General features: G+C 71.1%; 24 protein-coding genes. 8 read left to right on the plus strand and 16 right to left on the minus strand.

The genetic code is table 11. The features are described 5' to 3' along the window. Positions 1-74: 74 nt before the first annotated feature. The 5 genes from ACTOQ3_RS23695 to sigE form a co-directional block, all read right to left on the minus strand. Positions 75-437 (minus strand): sec-independent translocase, encoded by a 363-nt coding sequence (locus ACTOQ3_RS23695; RefSeq protein WP_440085529.1) that lies wholly within the window; start codon positions 435-437, stop codon positions 75-77. A gap of 104 nt (positions 438-541) precedes the next feature. Beyond that, positions 542-2173 carry a S1C family serine protease gene (locus tag ACTOQ3_RS23700; protein ID WP_440085530.1) on the minus strand — a complete coding sequence of 544 codons (1632 nt, stop codon included), beginning with the start codon at positions 2171-2173 and terminating at the stop codon, positions 542-544. 95 nt (positions 2174-2268) lie between these two features. Then, complete coding sequence (locus ACTOQ3_RS23705; protein ID WP_440085531.1) at positions 2269-3309, minus strand: sigma-E factor regulatory protein RseB domain-containing protein; 1041 nt, start codon at positions 3307-3309, stop codon at positions 2269-2271. Beyond that, complete coding sequence (locus tag ACTOQ3_RS23710; RefSeq protein ID WP_440085532.1) at positions 3306-3836, minus strand: anti-sigma factor family protein; 531 nt, start codon at positions 3834-3836, stop codon at positions 3306-3308. Before ACTOQ3_RS23710 ends, ACTOQ3_RS23705 begins: the two co-directional genes overlap by 4 nt. Positions 3837-3888: 52 nt before the next feature. Further along, on the minus strand, positions 3889-4521 hold the full coding sequence (sigE, locus tag ACTOQ3_RS23715; protein ID WP_329085768.1) for an RNA polymerase sigma factor SigE: 633 nt from the start codon (positions 4519-4521) through the stop codon (positions 3889-3891). 171 nt (positions 4522-4692) lie between these two features. Here sigE and ACTOQ3_RS23720 point away from each other — a divergent pair, with 171 nt between their 5' ends. Further along, entirely contained in the window at positions 4693-5343 is a 651-nt protein-coding gene (locus ACTOQ3_RS23720) for an O-methyltransferase (RefSeq protein WP_440068458.1), read from the plus strand. Between the two features lie 63 nt (positions 5344-5406). On the opposite strand, the gene ACTOQ3_RS23725 is transcribed toward ACTOQ3_RS23720, so the two are convergent. Together ACTOQ3_RS23725 and ACTOQ3_RS23730 are read right to left on the minus strand one after the other, a co-directional pair. Continuing rightward, positions 5407-6900 carry a leucyl aminopeptidase family protein gene (locus tag ACTOQ3_RS23725; RefSeq protein WP_440085533.1) on the minus strand — a complete coding sequence of 498 codons (1494 nt, stop codon included), beginning with the start codon at positions 6898-6900 and terminating at the stop codon, positions 5407-5409. 197 nt (positions 6901-7097) lie between these two features. Next, the gene (locus tag ACTOQ3_RS23730) at positions 7098-7265 is read right to left on the minus strand and encodes a DUF3117 domain-containing protein (protein ID WP_362685327.1); all 168 of its coding nucleotides are present in this window, start codon (positions 7263-7265) and stop codon (positions 7098-7100) included. Positions 7266-7454: 189 nt separating this feature from the next. Here ACTOQ3_RS23730 and ACTOQ3_RS23735 point away from each other — a divergent pair, with 189 nt between their 5' ends. Both ACTOQ3_RS23735 and ACTOQ3_RS23740 read left to right on the plus strand, forming a co-directional pair. Further along, entirely contained in the window at positions 7455-8237 is a 783-nt protein-coding gene (locus ACTOQ3_RS23735; protein ID WP_440085534.1) for a PaaX family transcriptional regulator, read from the plus strand. 207 nt (positions 8238-8444) lie between these two features. Then, entirely contained in the window at positions 8445-9227 is a 783-nt protein-coding gene (locus ACTOQ3_RS23740; protein ID WP_440085535.1) for an enoyl-CoA hydratase-related protein, read from the plus strand. 142 nt (positions 9228-9369) lie between these two features. Here ACTOQ3_RS23740 and ACTOQ3_RS23745 read toward each other — a convergent pair whose 3' ends face one another. Further along, positions 9370-9927 (minus strand): DNA-3-methyladenine glycosylase I, encoded by a 558-nt coding sequence (locus ACTOQ3_RS23745; RefSeq protein ID WP_440085646.1) that lies wholly within the window; start codon positions 9925-9927, stop codon positions 9370-9372. Between the two features lie 35 nt (positions 9928-9962). Next, complete coding sequence (locus tag ACTOQ3_RS23750) at positions 9963-10802, minus strand: hypothetical protein (RefSeq protein ID WP_440085536.1); 840 nt, start codon at positions 10800-10802, stop codon at positions 9963-9965. A 23-nt stretch (positions 10803-10825) separates the two neighbouring features. Here ACTOQ3_RS23750 and ACTOQ3_RS23755 point away from each other — a divergent pair, with 23 nt between their 5' ends. Then, positions 10826-11200, plus strand: coding sequence for a hypothetical protein (locus ACTOQ3_RS23755; RefSeq protein ID WP_440085537.1), 375 nt, complete (start codon positions 10826-10828; stop codon positions 11198-11200). On the opposite strand, the gene ACTOQ3_RS23760 is transcribed toward ACTOQ3_RS23755, so the two are convergent. The 4 genes from ACTOQ3_RS23760 to ACTOQ3_RS23775 all read right to left on the minus strand — a co-directional run bounded on the left by ACTOQ3_RS23760 (position 11177) and on the right by ACTOQ3_RS23775 (position 14846). After that, positions 11177-11764 carry a TIGR00730 family Rossman fold protein gene (locus ACTOQ3_RS23760; RefSeq protein WP_440085538.1) on the minus strand — a complete coding sequence of 196 codons (588 nt, stop codon included), beginning with the start codon at positions 11762-11764 and terminating at the stop codon, positions 11177-11179. The genes ACTOQ3_RS23755 and ACTOQ3_RS23760 overlap by 24 nt on opposite strands. A gap of 9 nt (positions 11765-11773) precedes the next feature. After that, on the minus strand, positions 11774-12568 hold the full coding sequence (locus ACTOQ3_RS23765; RefSeq protein WP_440085539.1) for a TIGR00730 family Rossman fold protein: 795 nt from the start codon (positions 12566-12568) through the stop codon (positions 11774-11776). A 235-nt stretch (positions 12569-12803) separates the two neighbouring features. Next, positions 12804-13865 carry a succinyl-diaminopimelate desuccinylase gene (dapE, locus tag ACTOQ3_RS23770; protein ID WP_440085540.1) on the minus strand — a complete coding sequence of 354 codons (1062 nt, stop codon included), beginning with the start codon at positions 13863-13865 and terminating at the stop codon, positions 12804-12806. 126 nt (positions 13866-13991) lie between these two features. Continuing rightward, positions 13992-14846 carry a 2,3,4,5-tetrahydropyridine-2,6-dicarboxylate N-succinyltransferase gene (locus ACTOQ3_RS23775; protein ID WP_440085541.1) on the minus strand — a complete coding sequence of 285 codons (855 nt, stop codon included), beginning with the start codon at positions 14844-14846 and terminating at the stop codon, positions 13992-13994. A gap of 69 nt (positions 14847-14915) precedes the next feature. Between ACTOQ3_RS23775 and ACTOQ3_RS23780 the strand changes: the two genes are divergently transcribed. Further along, positions 14916-15740 (plus strand): hypothetical protein, encoded by an 825-nt coding sequence (locus ACTOQ3_RS23780; RefSeq protein ID WP_440085542.1) that lies wholly within the window; start codon positions 14916-14918, stop codon positions 15738-15740. Here the strand turns inward: ACTOQ3_RS23780 and ACTOQ3_RS23785 are convergent. The 3 genes from ACTOQ3_RS23785 to fdxA all read right to left on the minus strand — a co-directional run bounded on the left by ACTOQ3_RS23785 (position 15737) and on the right by fdxA (position 17984). After that, positions 15737-16420: a DUF4178 domain-containing protein gene (locus tag ACTOQ3_RS23785; protein WP_440085543.1), complete on the minus strand. Its 684-nt coding sequence runs from the start codon at positions 16418-16420 to the stop codon at positions 15737-15739. The two genes, ACTOQ3_RS23780 and ACTOQ3_RS23785, sit on opposite strands and share 4 nt — an antisense overlap. 11 nt (positions 16421-16431) lie before the next feature. Further along, positions 16432-17511 carry a succinyldiaminopimelate transaminase gene (dapC, locus tag ACTOQ3_RS23790; protein ID WP_440085544.1) on the minus strand — a complete coding sequence of 360 codons (1080 nt, stop codon included), beginning with the start codon at positions 17509-17511 and terminating at the stop codon, positions 16432-16434. A 146-nt stretch (positions 17512-17657) separates the two neighbouring features. Continuing rightward, entirely contained in the window at positions 17658-17984 is a 327-nt protein-coding gene (fdxA, locus tag ACTOQ3_RS23795) for a ferredoxin (RefSeq protein ID WP_344902423.1), read from the minus strand. 109 nt (positions 17985-18093) lie between these two features. Here fdxA and ACTOQ3_RS23800 point away from each other — a divergent pair, with 109 nt between their 5' ends. From ACTOQ3_RS23800 to ACTOQ3_RS23810, 3 genes are all read left to right on the plus strand, one after another. Next, positions 18094-18369 (plus strand): putative acetyltransferase, encoded by a 276-nt coding sequence (locus tag ACTOQ3_RS23800; protein ID WP_440085545.1) that lies wholly within the window; start codon positions 18094-18096, stop codon positions 18367-18369. A gap of 210 nt (positions 18370-18579) precedes the next feature. After that, a complete protein-coding gene (locus tag ACTOQ3_RS23805) occupies positions 18580-19641 on the plus strand; it encodes an ABC transporter substrate-binding protein (protein ID WP_440085546.1) in 1062 nt (353 codons plus the stop codon). Positions 19642-19767: 126 nt separating this feature from the next. Continuing rightward, entirely contained in the window at positions 19768-20520 is a 753-nt protein-coding gene (locus ACTOQ3_RS23810) for a class I SAM-dependent methyltransferase (protein WP_440085547.1), read from the plus strand. The last annotated feature ends 10 nt before the right edge of the window (positions 20521-20530 follow it).

Raw genomic sequence — 20530 nt, forward strand, 5'->3', positions numbered from 1 at the left:
ACGGGGCGCCGCCGTCGGCCGTATGAGACGCGTGTCAACCGGATGAGACCCGAAGACCGGGCGAGGTCCGGCGATCAGGTCGCGTCGGAGTCGTACGGGGGGATCTCGCCGTAGCCCAGCTCGTCGGCGACGCTCATCGCGTGGTCGGCCGGTTCGGCGGTGGCGGTGGTGGCCGAGGCGCCGTTCCAGTCGTCCTCGAGGTCGGCGGTGAGGTGCTTGCGGACGAAGTTCTTCGGGTTGAGGTCGGCCGGGTCGAAGTCGGCGAACTCGGGCCCGAGGCCCGTCCGCAGGTCGTCTCTCGCGTTGTTGGCCATCCGGCGCAGGTTGCGCAGCGTCTTGCCCGCCTGCGAGGCGGCCTGGGGAAGCTTCTCCGGGCCGAAGACGAGAAGGGCGATCACCACCAGCGCCACGATCTCAGGCCAGCCGAGTCCGAACACGGTGATCTCCTACCGGGAGGATGCCAGAAGCTCCTCTCCGGCCACACGCCGGAGAGGTTCCACACTAACGCCCCCACTCGTGAGCACGCGCCCCGCCCTCACGCTCAGGAGGGTTTGGGAGAGGGCTGCTCGGGGGCGGCGCCGACGGTCACCGTCGCGGTGTTCTCCTGGCCGCCACGCTGGTACTTGATCGAGAGCTTCTCGCCGGGGGCCCTGTTGCGGATCATGGCGATCAGCTCGTTGCCGTCCTGGAGCACGACACCCTCGACCTCCAGGATGACGTCTCCGGGCTTGAGCCCCGCCTGGGCGGCGGGACCGTTCGGCTCGACCGGCTGGGCGCCCTGCCTGGACTCGGTGGCGATGCGCACCCCGACGCCCTGGTACGTCGGGTCGATGGCGACGCCGATCCGCGACTTCTTGGCCTTGCCCGTGGTGATCAGCTCCTGGGCGACCCGCCGGGCGTGGTTCACCGGGATGGCGAAGCCCAGGCCGATGCTGCCGCTCTGGCCGCCGACCGATCTGCCGAGCGTGGCGATCGCCGAGTTGACGCCGATGACCTCGCCGTTGACGTTGACCAGCGGGCCCCCCGAGTTGCCGGGGTTGATCGCGGCGTCGGTCTGCACGGCGCTGAGCCAGGTCGCCTCGGAGCTGTTCTCCTCGCCCGCCTGGACGGGACGGTTGAGCGAGCTGACGATGCCGGAGGTGACGGTGCCGGTCAGCCCCAGCGGGGATCCGATGGCGATGACCGGATCGCCCACGACCACGTTGTCGGAGTTGCCGAGAGTGATCTCGGGGGCGCCGAAGGTCTCCGCGGGCTTGACCACGGCCAGGTCGGACTCGGGATCGGTGCCCACGACGATGGCGGAGGTGGACTTGCGGTTGTTGAACTGGATCTGGATCTGGCCGCTCGGTTCGGCGTTGGCCACCACGTGGTTGTTGGTCACCACGTAGCCACCCTTGATCAGGAAGCCGGAGCCGGTGCTGGAACTCGCTCCGCCCTCGACCGCCAGCGACACCACGCTGGGCAGGACCTTCGAGGCCACACCCGCGACGGATTCTGGGGGCCGGACGTTGGAACCCGTCGGCGCCCCTCCCAGGCTGAAGGAGGGGTCGCGCCCCGAGCCCGCGGGCTTGGTGAGGAGGTAGGTGCCGACGCTGCCCAGCGTGGAGGCGAGCAGCGCGACCATCAGGGCGAGGATCACCAGCGTGGCGGTACGCGGCCCGCGCCGGACGGGCGGGGGCGGCGGGCCGCCGAAGCTCCCGGGAGCCCCCAGGCTCCCCGGAGGCGGCGCCCAGCCCGGTCCCATGCCGAACGCCTGGGCGGGCGGCGGGGGTGGCGCGGCCGGGGAGGCGAAGGCCGCCGTGTCGTGCTTGGGCCTGCCCGAGGGGTCACCCCAGTGCTCCCCGGTGAAGCCGGGGTCCCGGCCGCCCTCGCCGGGCGGCACGTCCCTGTCGTCATACCTGTCGTCGTGGCGGAACAGCTCGGGCTGGTCCTGCCGCCCGCCCCAGCGGGCGCGGTCGGGCGGGGCGCCCAGCTGGCTCCAGCCGTCGTCCCGGGGCTGCTCCGCCTGGAAGGACCCCTCCCCGGCGGGCAGGAACTCCGGGCGGGAGAACTCAGGGCCTGAGGAGTCGGCGCGCCGGGACTCGGGAGTGCCGTGTCCGCCGTCGGTGAAGTCCGACGGCGTACGCCCCTCAGCATCGTGCGCCTCATGGGAAGTACGGGCATCGTCGGTCATCGAATACTCACTACTCCTTGCCTCGCAGGCGGCCGCTCACCGAGTCAACCCGGCAATCTTCCCCCGAGCGGCATACGAGATGTGTAAAGCATGCGTTATCCGAAGGGATTGACCCAGGAGAGCAGGCGGCTCGCGCCTCGGCCGAGCCGCGTCCAGAGATCGGGAACGGGCTCGTGCGGCAACGCCGCGACAGCGGCGTCGACCATGTCGGCCGGCGCGTCGGCAAAGACGGTGTAGACATGACCCCCACTCGCCCAGATCGTCTCCTGCCCAGCTGGGTCTCGAACCCAGATCGTATGCCCCTTGCGCTCCTCCGCATGCCAACCACGGAGGCGTTCCTCATCAAGCATCCCAGACTGGATAAAAACCGACACGACCGACAGGCCGTCCGAGTAGCCCAGGTACAAGTATCCAGGGGGGATGTCGTGCGCGGCGAACAGCTCCAGGCGTCCGGGCAGGGTGCGGGGGAACCGCCGGCCTTCGGCTTCCAGCCGGGGAAGCTCGGCCAGGTCCGGGCCGCCGGCGGCCATCGCGGGCACCGTCCCGCTCGCCACCGGGTCGAGCGTCAGATCGACGAAGGCCCCGGCGCTGACGACCCGGCCCTCCGCGTCCATGAGTTCGCGGCGCAGCACCGGGCCCCCGGACTCGTCGAGCCAGTATCGGGCGGCGGCCGTGCCGTCGGCCCGCAGGACGTCCACGAGGCGGGCGGGGCGCCCGCAGGCGAAGCCCTCTCCCACCGTCACGACCCGGTAGTTGCGGGCCAGGACCTCGAGCATCGCCTCGGACGGGCTGGACATGCCCCCGGCCGGGGTGCCGGGATCGGCCTTCCGCACGGAGCCGGAGGGCTCGGCGCGGACCGTCATTCCCTTTCCGGGGACGTTTCGCACCTCCAGCACCGAGGCGGCGGCGCCGGAGGAGCCGTCGGCGCCCCAGGCGGTGACGTACTGGGTGCCGGAGTATCCACGGGACCGGCCCGCGACCGCCGCCTCACGGAGCAGGTGCAGGCCGGTGTCCTCGCTCTCGACGTCGTCCGGCGGCACGGCGTGCGGGGACCGGACGGCGTACGCCGGACCGCCCGCCACCAGCCCCAGCAGCAACAGGGCGGCCAGGATGACCGTGGCGGGCAGCCGGATCACGGAGAGGGGGAGAGAATCGGCGTCGCCGATCCGCCATAGGGCGCGGTGTTCCTGTGCTGGTTGGCGAACATGTCGACCGGTGGCACGACGCGGGGGTTGGGGTCGGTCCCGCCTACCACGAACAGCGTCCCGATCGCCACGGCCGCCGAGGCGACGCCCACCGCGACGTATCCCGCCCTCCGGGCACGGCGAGGGCCCCCGGAACGGCCCCGGGGCCGGTTGTCGGGGGGAGCGACGCTGTGCATGCTCGGAATGGGCGCGCCGCCGAAGGTGCGTGAGGCCGGAAAGGGGCGCTCACGCGGGGGCAGCGGGCCGCCGGGCTCCGCCATCCGCAGCAGGGACATCGTCAGGTCCGTCGGCATCGAGGGACCGTCGAGGGACCGCAACCGGCTCTTCAGCGCCCGCATGGCGTCGACCTCGGCCCTGCAGGGGGCGCAGAAGGTCAGATGCGACAGGGCACGGTCGCGCTCGTGGTGATTCAGCTCACCGTCGACCAGTGCGGAAACGCGTTCTCCGAGGTGACTCATGCGCACTCCTTGCCAAGCGGCTCGTCGTGACATTCGTCATGACTGTGGTTTCTCATGCGAATTCCTCCCCGTGGGTAACGCTCGGGGGGAATTGGTCGTTCCGCGGCGCGCGATGCTCAAGCGCCTCACGCAGCTGCGCCCTCCCACGGTGGATCCGGCTGCGTACCGTGCCGAGCTTCACGCCCAGCGTCGCCGCGATCTCCTCGTAGGACAGCCCCTCGATGTCACACAGAACGACGGCCGCGCGGAACTCGGGCGCGAGCGCGTCGAGTGCCGCCTGGATGTCGGGCTCCAGATGGGTGTCGTCGTACACCTGTGCGGGAGAAGGCTCGCGCCCGCGCAGCCGCTCGGCGGCGTCGTCGGCGAGCCCCTCGAACCTGATGCGCTGCTTGCGCCGCGCCATGTCGAGGAACAGGTTGGTGGTGATGCGGTGCAGCCAGCCCTCGAAAGTGCCTGGCGTGTAGTTCGACAACGACCTGAAGACCCGGACGAAGACCTCCTGTGTGAGATCTTCCGCATCGTGCACGTTGCCGGTCAGCCGATAGGCCAGCCGGTAGACGCGCGCCGAGTGCGTCCGGACCACCTCCTCCCATGTAGGAGGCGTCCAATCAGACACGGGAGCTTCGGCCTGGTGGTCGGACTCCTCCACCAGCACTCCTCTCTCCGGGACCACCGCTATCGCCATAGTGCCTGGTTTCGTCCCTTCGTGCGCACTGACTACCTTCAGGACCGGCAAAGGCCGCTTAAACCGTGCAACGCACCGGGGGTGACATGAGTTCCCGATCGGGCCTGCCTCCCTTAGGCTGCGACCCAGTGCCTATATGACTGTGTACGGAGAAAGCGGGAGGAGAGGCCGATGGCAGAGACGCCGACAAGTCCGTTGGAGGCCACTCTGGCCTATGCCGACGAGTTCCACAGGGAGGACGACATCCTGCGGGCCGCGCGCATGCGCGGCGCGGAAGTGGGAGCGCCCCCGATCCTGCCCGGTGGCGGCGCCGCTCTCTGCTTCCTCGCCACCGCCATCAACGCCCGCGCCGTCGTGGAGATCGGCACCGGCTGCGGAGTCTCGGGGCTGTGGCTGCTCCGCGGCATGCGCCAGGACGGCACGCTCACCAGCGTGGACGTGGAGCCGGAGCACCAGCGGCTGGCCAGGCAGAGCTTCGCCCAGGCCGGATTCTCCGGCGGCCGGATCCGCCTGATCACCGGCCGCGCCCTCGACGTGCTCCCCCGCCTCTCCGACGGCGGCTACGACCTCGTCTTCTGCGACGGCGCCATGCACGAGTACGCCGACTATCTGGCCGAGTCCGTACGGCTGCTGCGGGTCGGCGGCATCGTCGTCTTCGACAACGCCCTCTGGGGCAACCGGGTGGCCGACCCCGTGCAGCGAGACCCCGACACGGTCTCCATCAGGGAGCTGGGCAAGCTGGTCCGCTCCGACGAGCGGCTCCGCCCGCTGATGATGCCCCTGGGGGACGGCATCCTGGCGGCCGTCAAGCTCGCCGACTGACACCGCCCCGTCAGCGTCCCCGGTCGTCCCCGGTCGTCCCCGGTCGTCCCCGGTCGTCCCCGGTCAGCGCTTCTGGAACCCCGACAGCCATTCGAGCAGCAGGCGCACGCCGAACCCGGTGGCCCCCTTGCTGAAGACGCCCTCGTCCGCGCCGCTGCGGCCGACACCCGCGATGTCCAGGTGCGCCCACGGCCGCCCACCGGTGAACTCGCGCAGGAACAGCGCCGCGGTGATGGAACCGGCGCCGTAGGTCGAGCCCGCCTCGATGTTGGTCATGTCGGCCACGGACGAGTCGAGCGCGGGAACGTAGTCCTCGATCAGGGGCATCCGCCAGAGCCGCTCCCCGCTGGTCGTCCCCGCCCCGGCCAGCGCGCCGGCCAGCTCGTCGTCGGAGGCGAAGACCGCGCCGAGGTCCTTGCCCAGGGCGATGCCGATCGCCCCGGTCAGCGTGGCGATGTCGACCATGACGTCCGGGTCCAGCTCCGCGTCGGCGTAGGCCAGCGCGTCGGCCAGGACCAGGCGCCCCTCGGCGTCGGTGTTGAGCACCTCCACGGTCCGGCCGCCGTACTGCGTGATCACGTCGGAGGGGCGCTGGGCCGTGCCGGAGAAGGCGTTCTCGGCGGCGGCGACGAGGCCGGTGACCCGCACCCGCACGCCGAGCGCGGCCAGCGCGCCCAGGACCGCGATGACGACGGCCCCGCCGGCCATGTCGGTCTTCATGAACACCATGTTGCTCGTCGGCTTGAGCGAGATGCCGCCGGTGTCGTACGTGATGCCCTTGCCGACCAGGACCACGTGGCCGGTCGCGTCCTCGGGCTCGTAGGAGAGCTGGATCAGCCGGGGCGGGTTCACCGACCCCTGCCCGACGGCGAGGATGCCGCCGAACCCGCCGGAGCGCAGTTCCCGCTCGTCCCACACCCGCACCGCGACACCCTGCTCGGCGGCGCGTTCGGCGAGCCAGGCGGGGGACTTCACCGAGGAGGGGGTGTTGGCCAGGTCCCTGGCGAGCGCCACGGCCCCGGCGATCACCTCGGCCTCGGCGACCTCCGCCTCGACCCCATCGCCGACGAACTCGAGCGTCACCGGGGCGGACTTCGCCTCGCCGATCCTGAAGGTGTACGTGGCCAGCAGCGCGCCCTCCACGAACGCGGCCACCGGCCCGCTCGGGAGCACGATCCTGATGGCGTCCCTGCCCTTGCCGCGCCGCGCCACCGCCGCGCCCGCCTTGCGCAGGGCGGTCGCCGAGCCGTCGCCGACCCCGTAGAGGAGCACCCGGCCGACGGCGTCGCCGTTCGCGACGGGAACCTCGACGATCTCACCCGCCTCGCCCTTGGCCTTGTGGTGGGCGAGCAGTGCCGCCGCGGGCACCGGCAGCTCGATCTCGGGCGCGAGGTCCTCGGCGAAGGGGACGGCCAGCAGCTCGGCGTCACCGGGGAGCCCGGAAAGCACGGTCCCGGCTTCCTCCCCGGTGGCGGGCTCCGCGCCCACGGGGGACACGGCGGAGAGCCCCTGCGCGTAGGGAACGCGAGGCAGGAGCAGATAGGGGGAGATGGGCATAGGGGTAACTCCAGTCATCAGGCCCGGCGTGGTGGAGAACGCCGGGGAGCACACCGCGGCCCTGGCGCGAGCCGCCGTGAGGCGGTCCGGCGGCCAGGGCCGTGTTCGTCGTCGGTCGCGCGGGCCATCGCAGGTGTCATGCTCCCCGAGCAAGCTCAAATAGGGCCCGGCTCCACCACTTCTGTCTTAGATCGGGATCAACCGACTATTTTCTTCAATTCCTCAGCGAGGGCACTTGCCTCGTCCGCCGAAAGCTCGACGACAAGGCGGCCGCCACCCTCCAGAGGAACCCGCATGACGATCCCCCTGCCTTCCTTGACGACCTCCAGCGGACCATCACCGGTCCTCGGCTTCATAGCCGCCATGCGTGTATCCCTTCCTGCTTCGGGCTCCGGATCTCCGACTGACCCGAGGGTGGCCGACGCATTCACGTCTTCTGTGATGTCCTATTATCCCGCCTCCGCACGGAGAATGGGAACGATCAGTCTCAGCGTCGGCTCATCCGGCGATCAAGACCGTTGTCCGGGGCCCCTCAGACGACCAAACTTGTCCTCGTGAACGCCCGCGCCGCTCTCTTCGATCTGTACGGGGACCACCTCAGGTCCCGAGGCGGTCGCGCGTCCGTGGCCGCCCTCGTCCGGCTGCTCGCCCCGCTGGACATCGCGGCTCCCGCCGTGCGCACCGCCGTCTCGCGGATGGTGCGGCAGGGCTGGCTCGCGCCCGCCCGGTTGCCCGGAGGCCCCGGTTACGAGGTCACCCCCAAGTGCGTGCACCGCCTCGACGAGGCCGCGCTGAGAATTTACCGAGTCGGGACGATCACGTGGAACGGCCGGTGGCACATCCTCGTGGTGGAACCCGTACGCGAGCGGTCCAGGCGGGAGCGCCTGCGCTCGGATCTGGCCTTCATCGGGTACGCGCCGATGTCGGAGACGACCTGGATCGGGCCGCGGCCCTCCCCCGAACTGGACGCGATCCTCGAGGGCGAGGACCTGTCCGTGGACCGGTTCGACGCGGTGCTCGACGGTGACCCCGCGGCGCTGGTCGCCAGGACCTGGGACCTGGACGGCATCGGGGCCGCCTACGAGGAGTGGATGGCCCAGGCGATGGAGCTGGTCGGCCGGCTGCCCGGCAACGCGAGCGGCGACCAGGTGTTCGCCACCCGGAGCAGGCTGCTGCACGGGTGGCGCAACTTCCTGTTCCGCGACCCCGGGCTTCCCGCCGAGCTCCTGCCCCGGGGCTGGCCTGGGGAGAAGGCCAGGATCTACTTCGAGCACGAGGCCGGACGGCTGCTCCCGGCCGCCGCCGCCTTCGTCGACCGCCACCTCGGCGAGGTGTAGCGGACATCGTGCCGCAACCGTGACGGACAACCGTGACGGAGACCGTGGCGGGCCCCTGGCGGACGTCCGCGGACGGAAGCGAGGCCTGAATCCGCCGGCGGAGCCGTACGAACGAGCCGCACAGACGACCCCGTACCGACAACCCCGTACAGGCAGGGCCCCGGTGAGCCCTCGGGCGAAGCCGGGACCGTTCGGAAGGAGCATCCGTTGAACGACGTTCTCTACTCCGTCGACGACGCCGTCGCCACCATCGTCCTCAACCGGCCGGAGGCGATGAACGCGCTGACGGTCCGGGCGAAGACCGCCCTGCTGGAGGCGCTGACCTCGGCGGCGCGGGCGTCCTCGGTGCGGGCGGTGGTGCTGACCGGGTCGGGACGGGCGTTCTGCGCCGGCCAGGACCTGACGGAACACGCCGCGAACCTGGAGGCGGGGCGGGGACTGGACGGGACCGTACGCACGCACTACAACCCGATCGTCCGGACGATCACCGAGATGGACAAGCCGGTCGTCGCGGCGGTGAACGGCGTCGCCGCGGGCGCGGGCGCCTCGCTGGCCTTCGCGTGCGACCTGCGGATCGCCTCGGAGAGGGCCAGATTCGCGACGGCCTTCTCGGGGATCGGCCTGGCCCCCGACTCGGGCGCCTCCTGGACCCTCCAGCGCCTGGCCGGCCCGGCGCGCGCGGCCGAACTCCTGCTGCTCGGCGAGCCCTTCGGCGCGGACCGCGCGCTCGAACTCGGGGTCGTCTCGCGGGTCGTCCCGCCCGGCGAGCTGGACACCGCGGCCCGCGCTCTGGCCGTACGGCTGGCGCAGGGTCCCACGAGCGCCTACGCGGCGACCAAACGCGCCCTGCGGTTCGCCGCGACCAGCTCCCTGGCCGAGGCCCTGGAGCTGGAGGCCGACCTCCAGGACGCCTGCGCCAAGACCGGCGACCACCTGAACGCGACCCGCGCCTTCCTCGCCAAGGAGAGCCCCGTCTTCGAGGGGCACTGACCTCCGAAGCCCCGGACGTCAGGGGCGCCGGCTCCGGGGGCGCGGACCGTGAAGGGCGCCGGCTCCGGGGGCGCGGACTTCTGGAATCGCCGGGTTCGAGGGCCGTCGGCGGCTTCCGCGGGCCGTTCCCGGCGCGGGGGCGTCAGGCCCGGCGTGTCCAGCAGTCGGCCAGGTGATCGTTGACCAGGCCGATGGCCTGCATCAGCGCGTAGGCGGTGGTCGGGCCGACGAAACGGAAGCCGCGCGCCTTGAGGTCCTTGGACAGGGCCTTGGAGCCGGCGGTCTGGGCGGGCACGTCCGCCAGGGTCTTCGGGACGGGCGCGCCGGGGTCCGCGTGCTTCCAGACGAGGTCGGACAGGCCGCCGCCGAGCGCGGCCCGCGCGTTGGCGATCGTCGCCTCGATCTTGGCCCGGTTTCTGACGATGCCCGCGTCGCCGAGCAGGCGGGCGACGTCCTCGTCGCCGAATCCGGCCACGGCCGGGATGGAGAACCCCTCGAAGGCCCTGCGGAAGTTCTCCCGCTTGCGCAGGATGGTGATCCACGACAGGCCGGACTGGAACGACTCCAGCGCGATCCGCTCGAACACCCGGTCGTCGCCGGTGACCGGACGGCCCCACTCCTCGTCGTGGTAGGCGACGTAGTCGGGGGCGGAGGTCGCCCAGCCACAGCGCACGAGCTCCACCGGCTCCACCGGCTCCACGGCCTCGACGTGGCCCGCGGCCCGCGAGGTCTCGGTCACCGCGGGTCCTCCGTCTCCTGCCGCTCCCCCGTACGAAGGCCGACGGAACCGGGAGACGACTCCTTCGAGTCCGAGGTCCCGGAATCCGAAGTCCCGGAAGTCCCGGAAGAGGGCGATGACGGCGAATCCGGCACCGAGGACGTCTCGGACGGTTCGGCCGGCCTGGCGAACCGCGACCTGCCGGACGGCCCGGCGGCCTCGGTCGTCCCGGGGGCCTCAGCGATCTCAGGGGTCTCGGAAAGCTTCTCCGGCTCGGACGGTTCCTCCGGCTCGGAGGGCCTGGCGAACCGCGACACACCGGACGACGTGCCTCCTTCGGCCGCCCCGGGGGCCTCAGGGTCCTTGGGAGCCTTCTCCGGCCCGGAGGGCTCACCGGACCCCTCGGGCTCGCGCCCGGCCGGCGACCCGTTGGACAGCTCCTCGGCCGCCCCGAAGCCGTCCCCTGCGGAAAGCTCGTACGGCGCCTCGAGCCCGCGCTGAGGGGGCTGGGAGCCGGGGTTGAGCTCGTGGCGGGCCTGGAGCCTGCCGGCGAGCAGTTCCGACACCCGCTGCTCCAGCACGGCGATCCTGGTGTCACGCTCGCTCAGGGCCCCGGCGACCCGGTTCAGGGTCTCGTCCACGCTCTGCGTGTTGTATCCGACGAGGCTCACCGGAAGCTGGAGGGCCATGAAGTCGACCGCGCCGAGCTGACCCGCCTGGGGCAGGTTCAGCGGGGGCACGTCGGGCGCGAACTCACTCAGCTCGCCTCCCCGGCCCATGGCGACCACCGTGACACCGGCGATGACGGCTACGGCAGCGAAAGCTAATACGACCAGCACATACGAATCGTGCCACATCTCCACTGGCCTAGGATCGGATCATGACGTTCCTCGTGCTCGGGCCCGGTGACCGGGACGAACCCGGCTGGGTCGAGGCCCGCTCGATCGGGGAGGTCGAGGAGCTCGTCCGTGCCGGGCACACCGTGGTCGTCACCCCCGCCCGGCTGGCCGCCGCCGAACCCGCCCCGTCCGCCGGGAACGTCGAGCACAGCGGCAACAGCGGGGACGCCGGAACCGCCGTCGCGGGAGAGCGGGACGCCGAGGCCGCGGAACTCACCGCGGCCTCGATCTGCGCCTGGGCCGGCGCCCGGGTCTTCCGTACGGAACGCGTCGACCAGGTGCGGCTCGCGGTCGAGATGACCGACTCCCTCGCCGGACGGCGTCCGCCCGCGCTAACCCGCCGTGGCCTCGCCTAGCTCCTCCGGGCTCGGCTCCAGGTGCCTGGTCGACTTCTCCAGCAGCCGGAACGCCTCGTCGACCGTGGTGGTCCAGGAGATGGCGTCGAAGACGTTCGGGCGGGTGAAGCCCGCCTCGTCCATGCCCTTGACCAGCTCCCGCAGCGGCGCGTAGATCCCCCAGGGATCGAGGACCACCAGCGGCTTGTCGTGCAGGCCGAGCGTGCGGGACGTCCAGATCTCGAACAGCTCCTCCAGCGTCCCGATGCCCCCGGGCAGCACCAGGAAGGCGTCGGAGCGGGCGTCCATCACCCCTTTGCGCTCGCGCATGTCGGTGGTGACCACCAGCTCGTCGGCGTCCTCGTCCGCGAGCTCGACGTCCACCAGCGCCTGGGGGATCACCCCGACGGTGCGGGCGCCGCCCGCGCGGGCCGCGCGGGCCACGGCGCCCATGCAGGAGACCCTGGCCCCGCCGCTCACCAGGGCGTGCCCCCTGCCGGCGAGCTCGGAGCCGACCTGCTCCGCGAGTTCCAGATACTTCTTGTCGATCTTCTGACTCGATGCGAGGAATACACAAATGAACACGTGCCGACCTTATTCGGCGTCGCCGACCGTGGTCATGGCCGCCTTCCGCTCGTCCTCCAGCCGCCCGCCCCTGTTGTTGTCGGCCTCGACGATGATCCGGACCGCCTCGTCCACGTCGTCGGTGACGTGAATGAGATCGACATCCGCCGGAGAGATCTTTCCCGTCCCCATGAGGGTGTTCTTGATCCAGTCGAGCAGGCCGCCCCAGAACTCCGTTCCCATGAGCACCACCGGGAAGGAGGTGACCTTCTGGGTCTGGACCAGGGTGAGCGCCTCGAAAAGCTCGTCCATGGTGCCGAAACCGCCGGGCAGCGTGACGAATCCGCAGGAGTACTTCACGAACATGGTCTTTCGGACGAAGAAGTAGCGGAACTCGATGCCGAGGTCGACGTACTCGTTCATGCTCTGCTCGAAGGGCAGCTCGATGCCCAGGCCCACCGAGACGCCTTCCGCCTCCACGGCCCCCTTGTTGGCGGCCTCCATGCAGCCGGGGCCGCCACCGGTGATCACGGCGTAGCCCGCCTCGGACAGCTTCCGGCCGAGCTGGACCCCCATCTCGTACTCGGGGCTGTCCACGGGGGTGCGCGCGGACCCGAAGACGGTCACCGCCTGGGGCAGCTCGGCGAGCTGGCCGAAGCCCTCGACGAACTCGGCCTGGATGCGCAGCACCCGCCACGGATCCATGTGCAGCCAGTCGGCCGGCCCCCTCCGATCGAGGAGTCGCTGGTCGTGGGTGGAGTCGGAGACGAGATCGCCGCGAACCACCGCGGCTCCCTGACGACGTTCCGGACGTGTTTTCTTCATGCGGGTCACCGTAGCGCCGTCCCAGAAAAATCTTGAAAAATCTCCATGAAAACATGGAACCGGACTTTGAACAGGGTGCGTCTAACTGCACGAGGGTGCTGCTCGGGACTGAAAGTGGCTTTCCCCGCCAAATGGCCGGCGAGGAAAGCCACTTTCATTTGTACCGGCCCCTCCCGGGTCCCGCACACCGGGGATCTCGCGAACGGCGCACCGGCCCCGAGGGCCCCGGCCTCCCTCAGGACAGCCAGCCGAGCATTCCGCGCTCGCAGTCGGCGATCTTCCTCAACGAGACGAACTCGTCCTTCTGGTGCGCCAGATTCGGATCTCCGGGACCGTAGTTGACCGCGGGCACGCCCAGGCCGGAGAAGAGCGAGACGTCGGTCCAGCCGAGCTTGGCGCGCGGCGTGCCGCCGACGGCCTCGACGAAGGCCGCCGCCACCGGATGGGTCAGGCCGGGCCGCGCCGCGGCGGCGGCGTCGGTGAAGCGGACCTCGTACCCCTCGAACACCTCGCTCACGTGGGCGCGTGCCTCGTCCAGCGACAGGTCGGGGGCGAAGCGGTAGTTCACGGTCACCACGCACTCGTCGGGGATCACGTTGCCCGCGACGCCGCCGCCGATGCCCACCGCGTTCAGGCCCTCGTGGTACTCCAGCCCGTCCACGACGGGAAGCCTGGCCCGGTAGGCGTTCAGGATCGCGAGCACCGGCTGGGCCGCGTGGATGGCGTTGACCCCGAGCCAGGACCTGGCGCTGTGCGACCGCTTGCCCCGGGTGACGATCTGGGCCCTGAGCGTGCCCTGGCAACCGCCCTCGATCACGCCGTCGGTGGGCTCCATGAGCACCGCGAAGTCACCCGCGAGCCAGTCCGGGTGCCTGCGGCTGAGCCGGAGCAGACCGTTGCGCTCGGCCTCGATCTCCTCGCAGTCGTAGAAGACGTAGGTCACGTCCCTGCTGGGCTCGGGAAGGCCTGCCGCCAGTTTCAGGGCGACCGCGACGCCGGCCTTCATGTCCGAGGTGCCGCAGCCGTACAACCGGTCGCCCTCGACCCGGCTGGGCAGGTTGCCGACGACGGGGACGGTGTCGAGGTGTCCGGCGATCACCACCCGCTCGCCGCGGCCCAGGTGGGTGCGGGCCACGATCGACTCCCCGTCGCGCTCGACGGTCAGGTGCCGGAGCGGCCGCAGCGCCTCCTCCACGGCGTCGGCCAGGGCCTTCTCGCCGCCGCTGACCGACTCGACGTCCACGATCCCGGCGGTGAGCTCCCCGACATCCTGTGTGAGGTCCAGACGCGTACTCATGCCCGCGACCCTAGTACTCGTACGGGAATGTGCTCGTACGGGATCCGGCCGAGTCGGGCTCCGCGAGAAGCCTTCCGCGCCCCGGCGGGATCCGGCCCGCCCCGGCCCCGCTCGCGCGGGAGGCGGTCACCCGTGCAGGAGGCGGTCGAGTTCGGCCCTGCCGGGCCGGTGGCCCTCCTCCAGACGTTCGAGCACCAGGACGCAGCGCAGGCCGAAGCCGCCGCCGGGAAACTCGCGCCACCGGGTGCCTCCGGTCGCCACGCACCAGTCGGGGACGCGCCCGCGGCCCAGTTCCTCACCCGTCCGCACGTCGACGACCGGGGTCGAGCCCGACAGGACCGTCCCGGCGCCGACCACGGCGCCCCGGCCCACGCGGGCCCCGTCGACGATCACGGCCCCGCCGCCGATCAGCGCGCCGTCCTCGACGACCACGGGCACCGTCCCCGGCGGCTCCCCGGTGGCGCGGGGGTCCTCCGCGCCGTCCTGGCCACCGGTCTCACCGACACCGGCTCCCCCGGACAGGCGGACGTTCCTGCCGATCTGGGCGCCCGCGCCGATCGAGACCCACGTGCCGACCGTGCTGCCCTCGTCCACGTGGGCGCCGATGTCGACGAACGAGGGCATCAGCACGACGCCCGGCGCCAGGTAGGAGCCCCAGCGGGCGATCGCCCCCGGCACGACGCGCACCCCCTCGACGGAGGTCTTCAGCGGGACGCGGTCGTGGTGGTGGAAGTCGCCCACCTGGGACCTGGCCATGCCGAGCACCCGGAACGCGAGCATGACGGCCCGCCGGGCGCGCTCGTCCACGACCACCTCGCCGGTGCGGGAGACCTCGGCCACCCTGGCCTTGCCGCTGTCGAGCATGTCCACCGCGCTCACCACGACGGCACGGGCCTCGGCGTCGGCGGGACTCAGCTCGGCCCTGCGCCACCACAGCTCGTCGACGGCCGCGGGCAACGGGCTGGCATCGCTCTGGGTCATGGCCCGGAGCCTATGTTCGCGGGGTTCTATCAGACCGCGCAATCGCTGGGGGCCTGTAGGTTCTTGACCGTGCGACGGCGCTTCTCAAAAGGGGTCATCGCGATCATCGTGATCGTGACCGTGCTCGCGGTGGCCATCACCGTGGGTCTCTTCACCTTGCTCAGGCGGGTGACACCGCTCGTCGACCTCGGCGAGGGATGCAAGATCACGACACCGGAGGGCTCGCTGGAGCTGGATCTCGAACAGGCCAAGGTGGCGGCGGTCATCGCGGCCGTGGCGGCCCGCAGGAAACTGCCCGAGCGGGCCGTGGTGATCGCCTACGCCACCGCCATGCAGGAGTCCAAGCTGGAGAACCTGACGGGCGGCGACCGCGACTCGGTCGGCGTGTTCCAGCAGCGCCCCTCCCAGGGCTGGGGCAGGCCCGAGCAGCTCGTCGATCCCGTCTACGCCTCGGGGAAGTTCTTCGCCGCGCTGGTGAAGGTGAAGGGTTACCGGAGGATGCCGCTACACGAGGCGGCCCAGGAGGTGCAGCGCTCGGCCGACGGGTCGGCGTACGCCCAGCACGAGGACGACGGGAAGATCCTCGCCGCGGGGTTCACCGGGCGCGTGCCCAAGGCCGTGCACTGCTGGTTCCCCGCCCCGGCGGGCAAGACCCCTCTCCCCGACGAGCGGGGGGCCGAGCGCGGGCTCGCCAGGGCCCTGGGACCGGGGGACGCCTTCGAGGCCCCCTCGCGCAGGCGCGGCTGGCTGGTGGCCGCCTGGTCGATCGCGCACGCCAAGACGTTCGGGCTGTCCAGGATCCGCTACGACGGCCAGTCGTGGGTCTCCGCGAAGGGCCACGACGGCTGGAAGGCCGAGCCGGGATCCTCCGCCAGGAAGGTCCGGCTCTCCTAGCCGCCCTGCCCGCCCTGCTTCTTCTCGATCCTGATCGTGCCGGGGGCGAGGGGCTGGGCGTGGGAGGAGCTCCAGCGCTTGCCCTGGAGGCGTTCGAAGCTGAGCAGACGGCCGTCGGCGGCCCGGTAGTCGGCGAAGTCGAGCAGGCCCCGCTCGGGCATCGAGGTGACGCCCTCCCCGCGGAAGGCCGCGGTGCCCCGGTCGACGGGGAAGAAGTCGACCCCCTCGACACTCAGCGTGGCCTTGGCGGGGATCATGCCCTCGGTGGGCACCGGCGTCCACAGCAGCACCTCCAGGTGCGGCGGTTCACCGCCCAGGCCGTCGCGCATCTGGATCGACAGCCACTGGTAGCGCCGGGTGCCGTCGTCGAGGAGGTACTCGGTCCACTGGCTGCCCTGCCATGACAGGTACAGGGCGCCGAGGACGCGGCTGCGCACCCCCTGACAGTCGATCGTGTCACCGACCTTGATCGTGCGAGGGTCGGGGTAGTCGATGCCGACACGGCCCATGGACGGTTGGGCCTGCGGCTGCGCGGCCTCAACCGAGAGGAGGGGGGTCTCGCCGGAACGCTCGGAATCGCCGGCCTTCCTGTCCTGGCGCGTCGTCGCGAAGAACGCGCCGAGCAGCAGGACGAGCGTGGCCACACTCAATCCGAGTATCACGGCGACCTCGGTGGTCATGCCGCGCGATCCTACTGGAGGCGGCGCACCGCCGCACTGATGCGTTCGTCACCGGCCGTCACGGCGATCCTGATGTGCCGGTCGCCCGCGGTGCCGTAGAAGTCGCCGGGCGCGACGAGGATTCCCCTGCCGGCCAGCGCGCGGACCTGGTCCCAGCAGCCCGCCCCGTTGGACGCCCACAGGTACAGGCCCGCGGTGGAGTGCTCGATCTTCCAGCCGGCCGCCTCCAGGGCGGGACGCAGCGCCGCGCGGCGGGCGGCGTAGCGGGCCCGCTGCTCCTCGGCGTGCTCGTCGTCGTCCAGCGCCACGGCCATCGCCGCCTGGACCGGCGCGGGCATGATCATCCCCGCGTGCTTGCGTATCTCCAGCAGCCGCTTGACCAGCGCGGGGTCGCCCGCGACGAACCCGGCCCGGTAACCGGCCAGGTTGGAGCGCTTGGACAGCGAGTGCACCGCGAGCAGGCCCTCGTGCGAGCCGCCGCAGACGTCCGGGTGCAGGATCGAGACCGGCCGCTCCTCCCAGCCCAGCTCGATGTAGCACTCGTCGGAGGCCACGACCGCGCCGTGCTCGCGCGCCCACGAGACGACCTTGCGCAGGTGCTCGGCGGGCAGGACCCTGCCGGTCGGGTTGGACGGGGAGTTCACCCAGACCAGCGGCACCCGCTCGGGCCCGAGCGTGAGCAGCCCGTCGGTGGCGTACGGCTCGGCGCCCGCGAGGCGCGCCCCCACGTCGTAGGTGGGGTAGGCCAGCTCGGGGAGGACCACCCGCTGCCCCGGACCGGCGCCGAGCAGCGTCGGCAGCCAGGCCACGAACTCCTTGGAACCGATCAGCGGCAGCACGTTCGCCTGGTCGAGGATCACGCCGTGCCTGCGTCGCAGCCATCCGGCGGCGGCCGAGCGAAGGCGCTCGGTGCCGTACGTCAGCGGGTATCCGGGGCTGTCCGAGGCGTCCGCGAGGGCCTGCCGCACGACGGCGGGCACCGGGTCGACGGGAGTGCCCACCGACAGGTCGACGATCCCGTCGGCGTGCGACGCCGCGAGCTCCTTCAGCGGCGTGAGCCGGTCCCACGGGAAGTCCGGCAGACCGTTCATCGGAACCTCGCCGGGACGCTCGTGGCCTCTGACGGGTCGGGAATGGCGTTCATGGTGATCAGCCGTCGTCCTTCGCTGGGGCGGGTCTGCCGAAGGCGGGACCGGAGGCGGGCGGCCGTCATGGCCGCCCCCCTCCGGCACCGCTTCTAGTGGCTCTCGGCCTGCGGAGGCAGGGCCGCGACGACCGGGTGGTCCTTCTCGATCTTGCCGACCTTGGAGGCGCCGCCGGGCGACCCCAGGTCCTCGAAGAAGTCCACGTTCGCCTTGTAGAAGTCCTTCCACTGCTCGGGCAGGTCGTCCTCGTAGAAGATGGCCTCCACCGGACAGACGGGTTCGCACGCGCCGCAGTCAACGCATTCGTCGGGGTGGATGTAGAGCATCCGCTCACCCTCGTAGATGCAATCGACGGGGCACTCCTCGATGCACGCCTTGTCCAGGACGTCCACGCAAGGCTGCGCGATGACGTAGGTCACCTCGGGCTCCTTCTTCTTTACGCACCTAGGCACGACTTCGACCGCGAGTTGCTACGCCCTAGTATTGCCGTGCCTGCCATGTGTCTGAAACGGGAGGGGGCAAAAGCCGATGGCCCTTGGTTTCAGCGCTCACCTGAACATCACCATAACCCCTTCCGACGTGGGCAAAAGAGTCACCACTCGGAGACGGGTTCCTGAAGGGTTCCGCGACGCGGTGGGTGAGCTGGAGTTCTGGCGCGACGGCGTGCTCGGCGTCCGCAGGCGAAACGGCGTCCTGGTGGAAATCGACGAGGAGACGCTCGCCGCGGCGAAGGTCGTCCCGGAATCTCCGCGGACCCCGCGCCCGCGCGTGAACGGCCCGGAGTCCCCGCACCCACCCGCGTGAACGGAGCGGCTCACCCGTCCGACCTCGGGCACCGGATATCGGGCACCGGCTCTCGGACATCGGCGGAGTCCCCCGCGGCGTCCCCGCGGCGCGTGCGGACGACGGCCGGACCCCGCCGGGTAAGCCACTCGCCAAGACACGTGTAAGCCGTTAGCCAATAAGGGCCGCGCCTGCTCGACCAGACGAATGACAGCGGAGAGTATTCCGTTCGTGACCGTACGTACCAGCGCCGCAGCCGCCGTGATCCTCACGGCCACGATCGCCGGATGTGGCGCCCCGGCTCCTCAGAACGTCCAATTCCCGCCTCTCAACGCGCAGGCCGCCTCCCTGAAGGAGGGCTTCTCGACAATGGAGCGCCTCGTCGAGGCGGCCAGGAAGGAGGGGGCTCTCACGGTGATCGCGCTGCCGCGCGGCTGGGTGAACTACGGCGAGATCATCGACACCTTCTCCGAGGAGTACGGGATCAGGGTCAACCAGCTGGAGCCGGACGCCAGCAGCGCGAGGGAGATCGCGGCCGCGGCCACGCTCAAGCCGGACGTGTTCGACCTGAGCATGGACGTCGCCGCGGCCAAGTCCGCCCTCTTCGCCCCGTACAGGGTCCAGGGCTGGCAGGACATCCCCGACCGCCTGAAGGACCACAGGGGCCTCTGGTACGCCGGGTACGGCGGCTACATGTCCATCGGCTACGACCCGAACAAGGTCGCGGCCCCCGCGTCCTTCTCCGACCTGCTCAAACCGGGACACAGCGTCGCGCTGCCCGGCGACCCCCGAGAGGTGTCCGCGGCCTTCAACGGGGTGATGGCCGCCTCCCTGCGGGGCGGCGAGGCGAGGGCCGAGCGGGGCGTGGAGTTCTTCCACCGCCTCAAGGGCGAGGGCAATCTCGCGGCCACGCCCAAGGCGGCCTCGGTGCTCGTCGACTGGGACTACCACAACGCCGAGCGGGCCGCCGTCGACAAGGCATGGAAGGTCGCGATTCCCGGTGACGCCGTGCTCGGCTCGTACTACGTCCAGGCCATCAACAAGAAGGCCCCGCACCCGGCCGCGGCCCGGCTCTGGCAGGAGTTCCTGTTCTCCGACAAGGGTCAGAACCTGTTCCTGAAGGGCTATGCCCGCCCGGCCAGGATGGAGGCCCTGCAGATGCGCGGCACCCTTGACCGTGAGCTGGCCGCGAAACTGCCCGCGACCAGTGCGAAGCCCGTGATCCTCTCCATCCCGGAGATCGACAGGGCCAGGGCCTACCTTCAGCGCGAATGGGTCAAGAAGGTGAGATGAACCTGAGGCTGCCGAGACTGATATGTCGTGACTTCCCAGAGGCTCTAAAGTGTCTGGAGAGGCCGACAGAGGCCTCGTGTCTCAGAATGTGAGCTGATCGTCTTGCGATACGACACCCCGAGCTCGATGAGGTGGAGCGCTCGCGCCTATGACAGCAGCTTTGGGTACGTTTCAGCGCACGGCGCCCCCCTGGTCGAGCTTCTCGACCCGCAACCGGGGGAGCGCATCGTGGATCTCGGCTGCGGCACCGGGATGCTGACGGCCGAGATCACCTCCCGGGGCGCCCGCGTCCTGGGGATCGACGGCTCGCAGGCGATGATCGAGAAGGCCCTGGCCCAGTATCCGGGGCTGGACTTCATCGTCGGCGACGGCCGCGACTTCACGGTGGCCCAGCCGTACGACGCGGTCTTCTCCAACGCCGCCCTGCACTGGATGGGCCGGGAGCCGGACGCGGTGATCACCAGTGTCCGCGAGGCCCTCGCCCCGGGCGGGCGGTTCGTGGCCGAGATGGGCGGCGCGGGCAACTGCGCCGCGCTGACGGCGGCGCTGTCCACCGCCTGGCGGGAGTACGGGCTGCGCGAGCCCGACCTGCCGTGGTACTTCCCCACCCCCGCCGAGTACGCCACAAGGCTGGAGAAGGGCGGCTTCACCGTCCGCCTGCTGGAATACTTCGACCGGCCGACCCCGCTCGACGAGTGCCCCGGCGGGGCGGCCGACTGGGTCCGGATGTTCGCGGGTTCGCTGCTCAAGGAGGTGCCCGCGGAGATGGTCGACCCGCTGCTCCGCCGGGTGAACGAGCTGGCGGCCCCCGCCCTCCGGCGGGAGAGCGGTTGGATGGCCGACTACGTGCGACTGAGGTTTGCGGCCGTACGCCGCTGAACCGACCCAA

Origin of the sequence: Streptosporangium sp. LJ11 (assembly GCF_051918945.1) — a bacterium.
Classification (GTDB): domain Bacteria; phylum Actinomycetota; class Actinomycetes; order Streptosporangiales; family Streptosporangiaceae; genus Streptosporangium.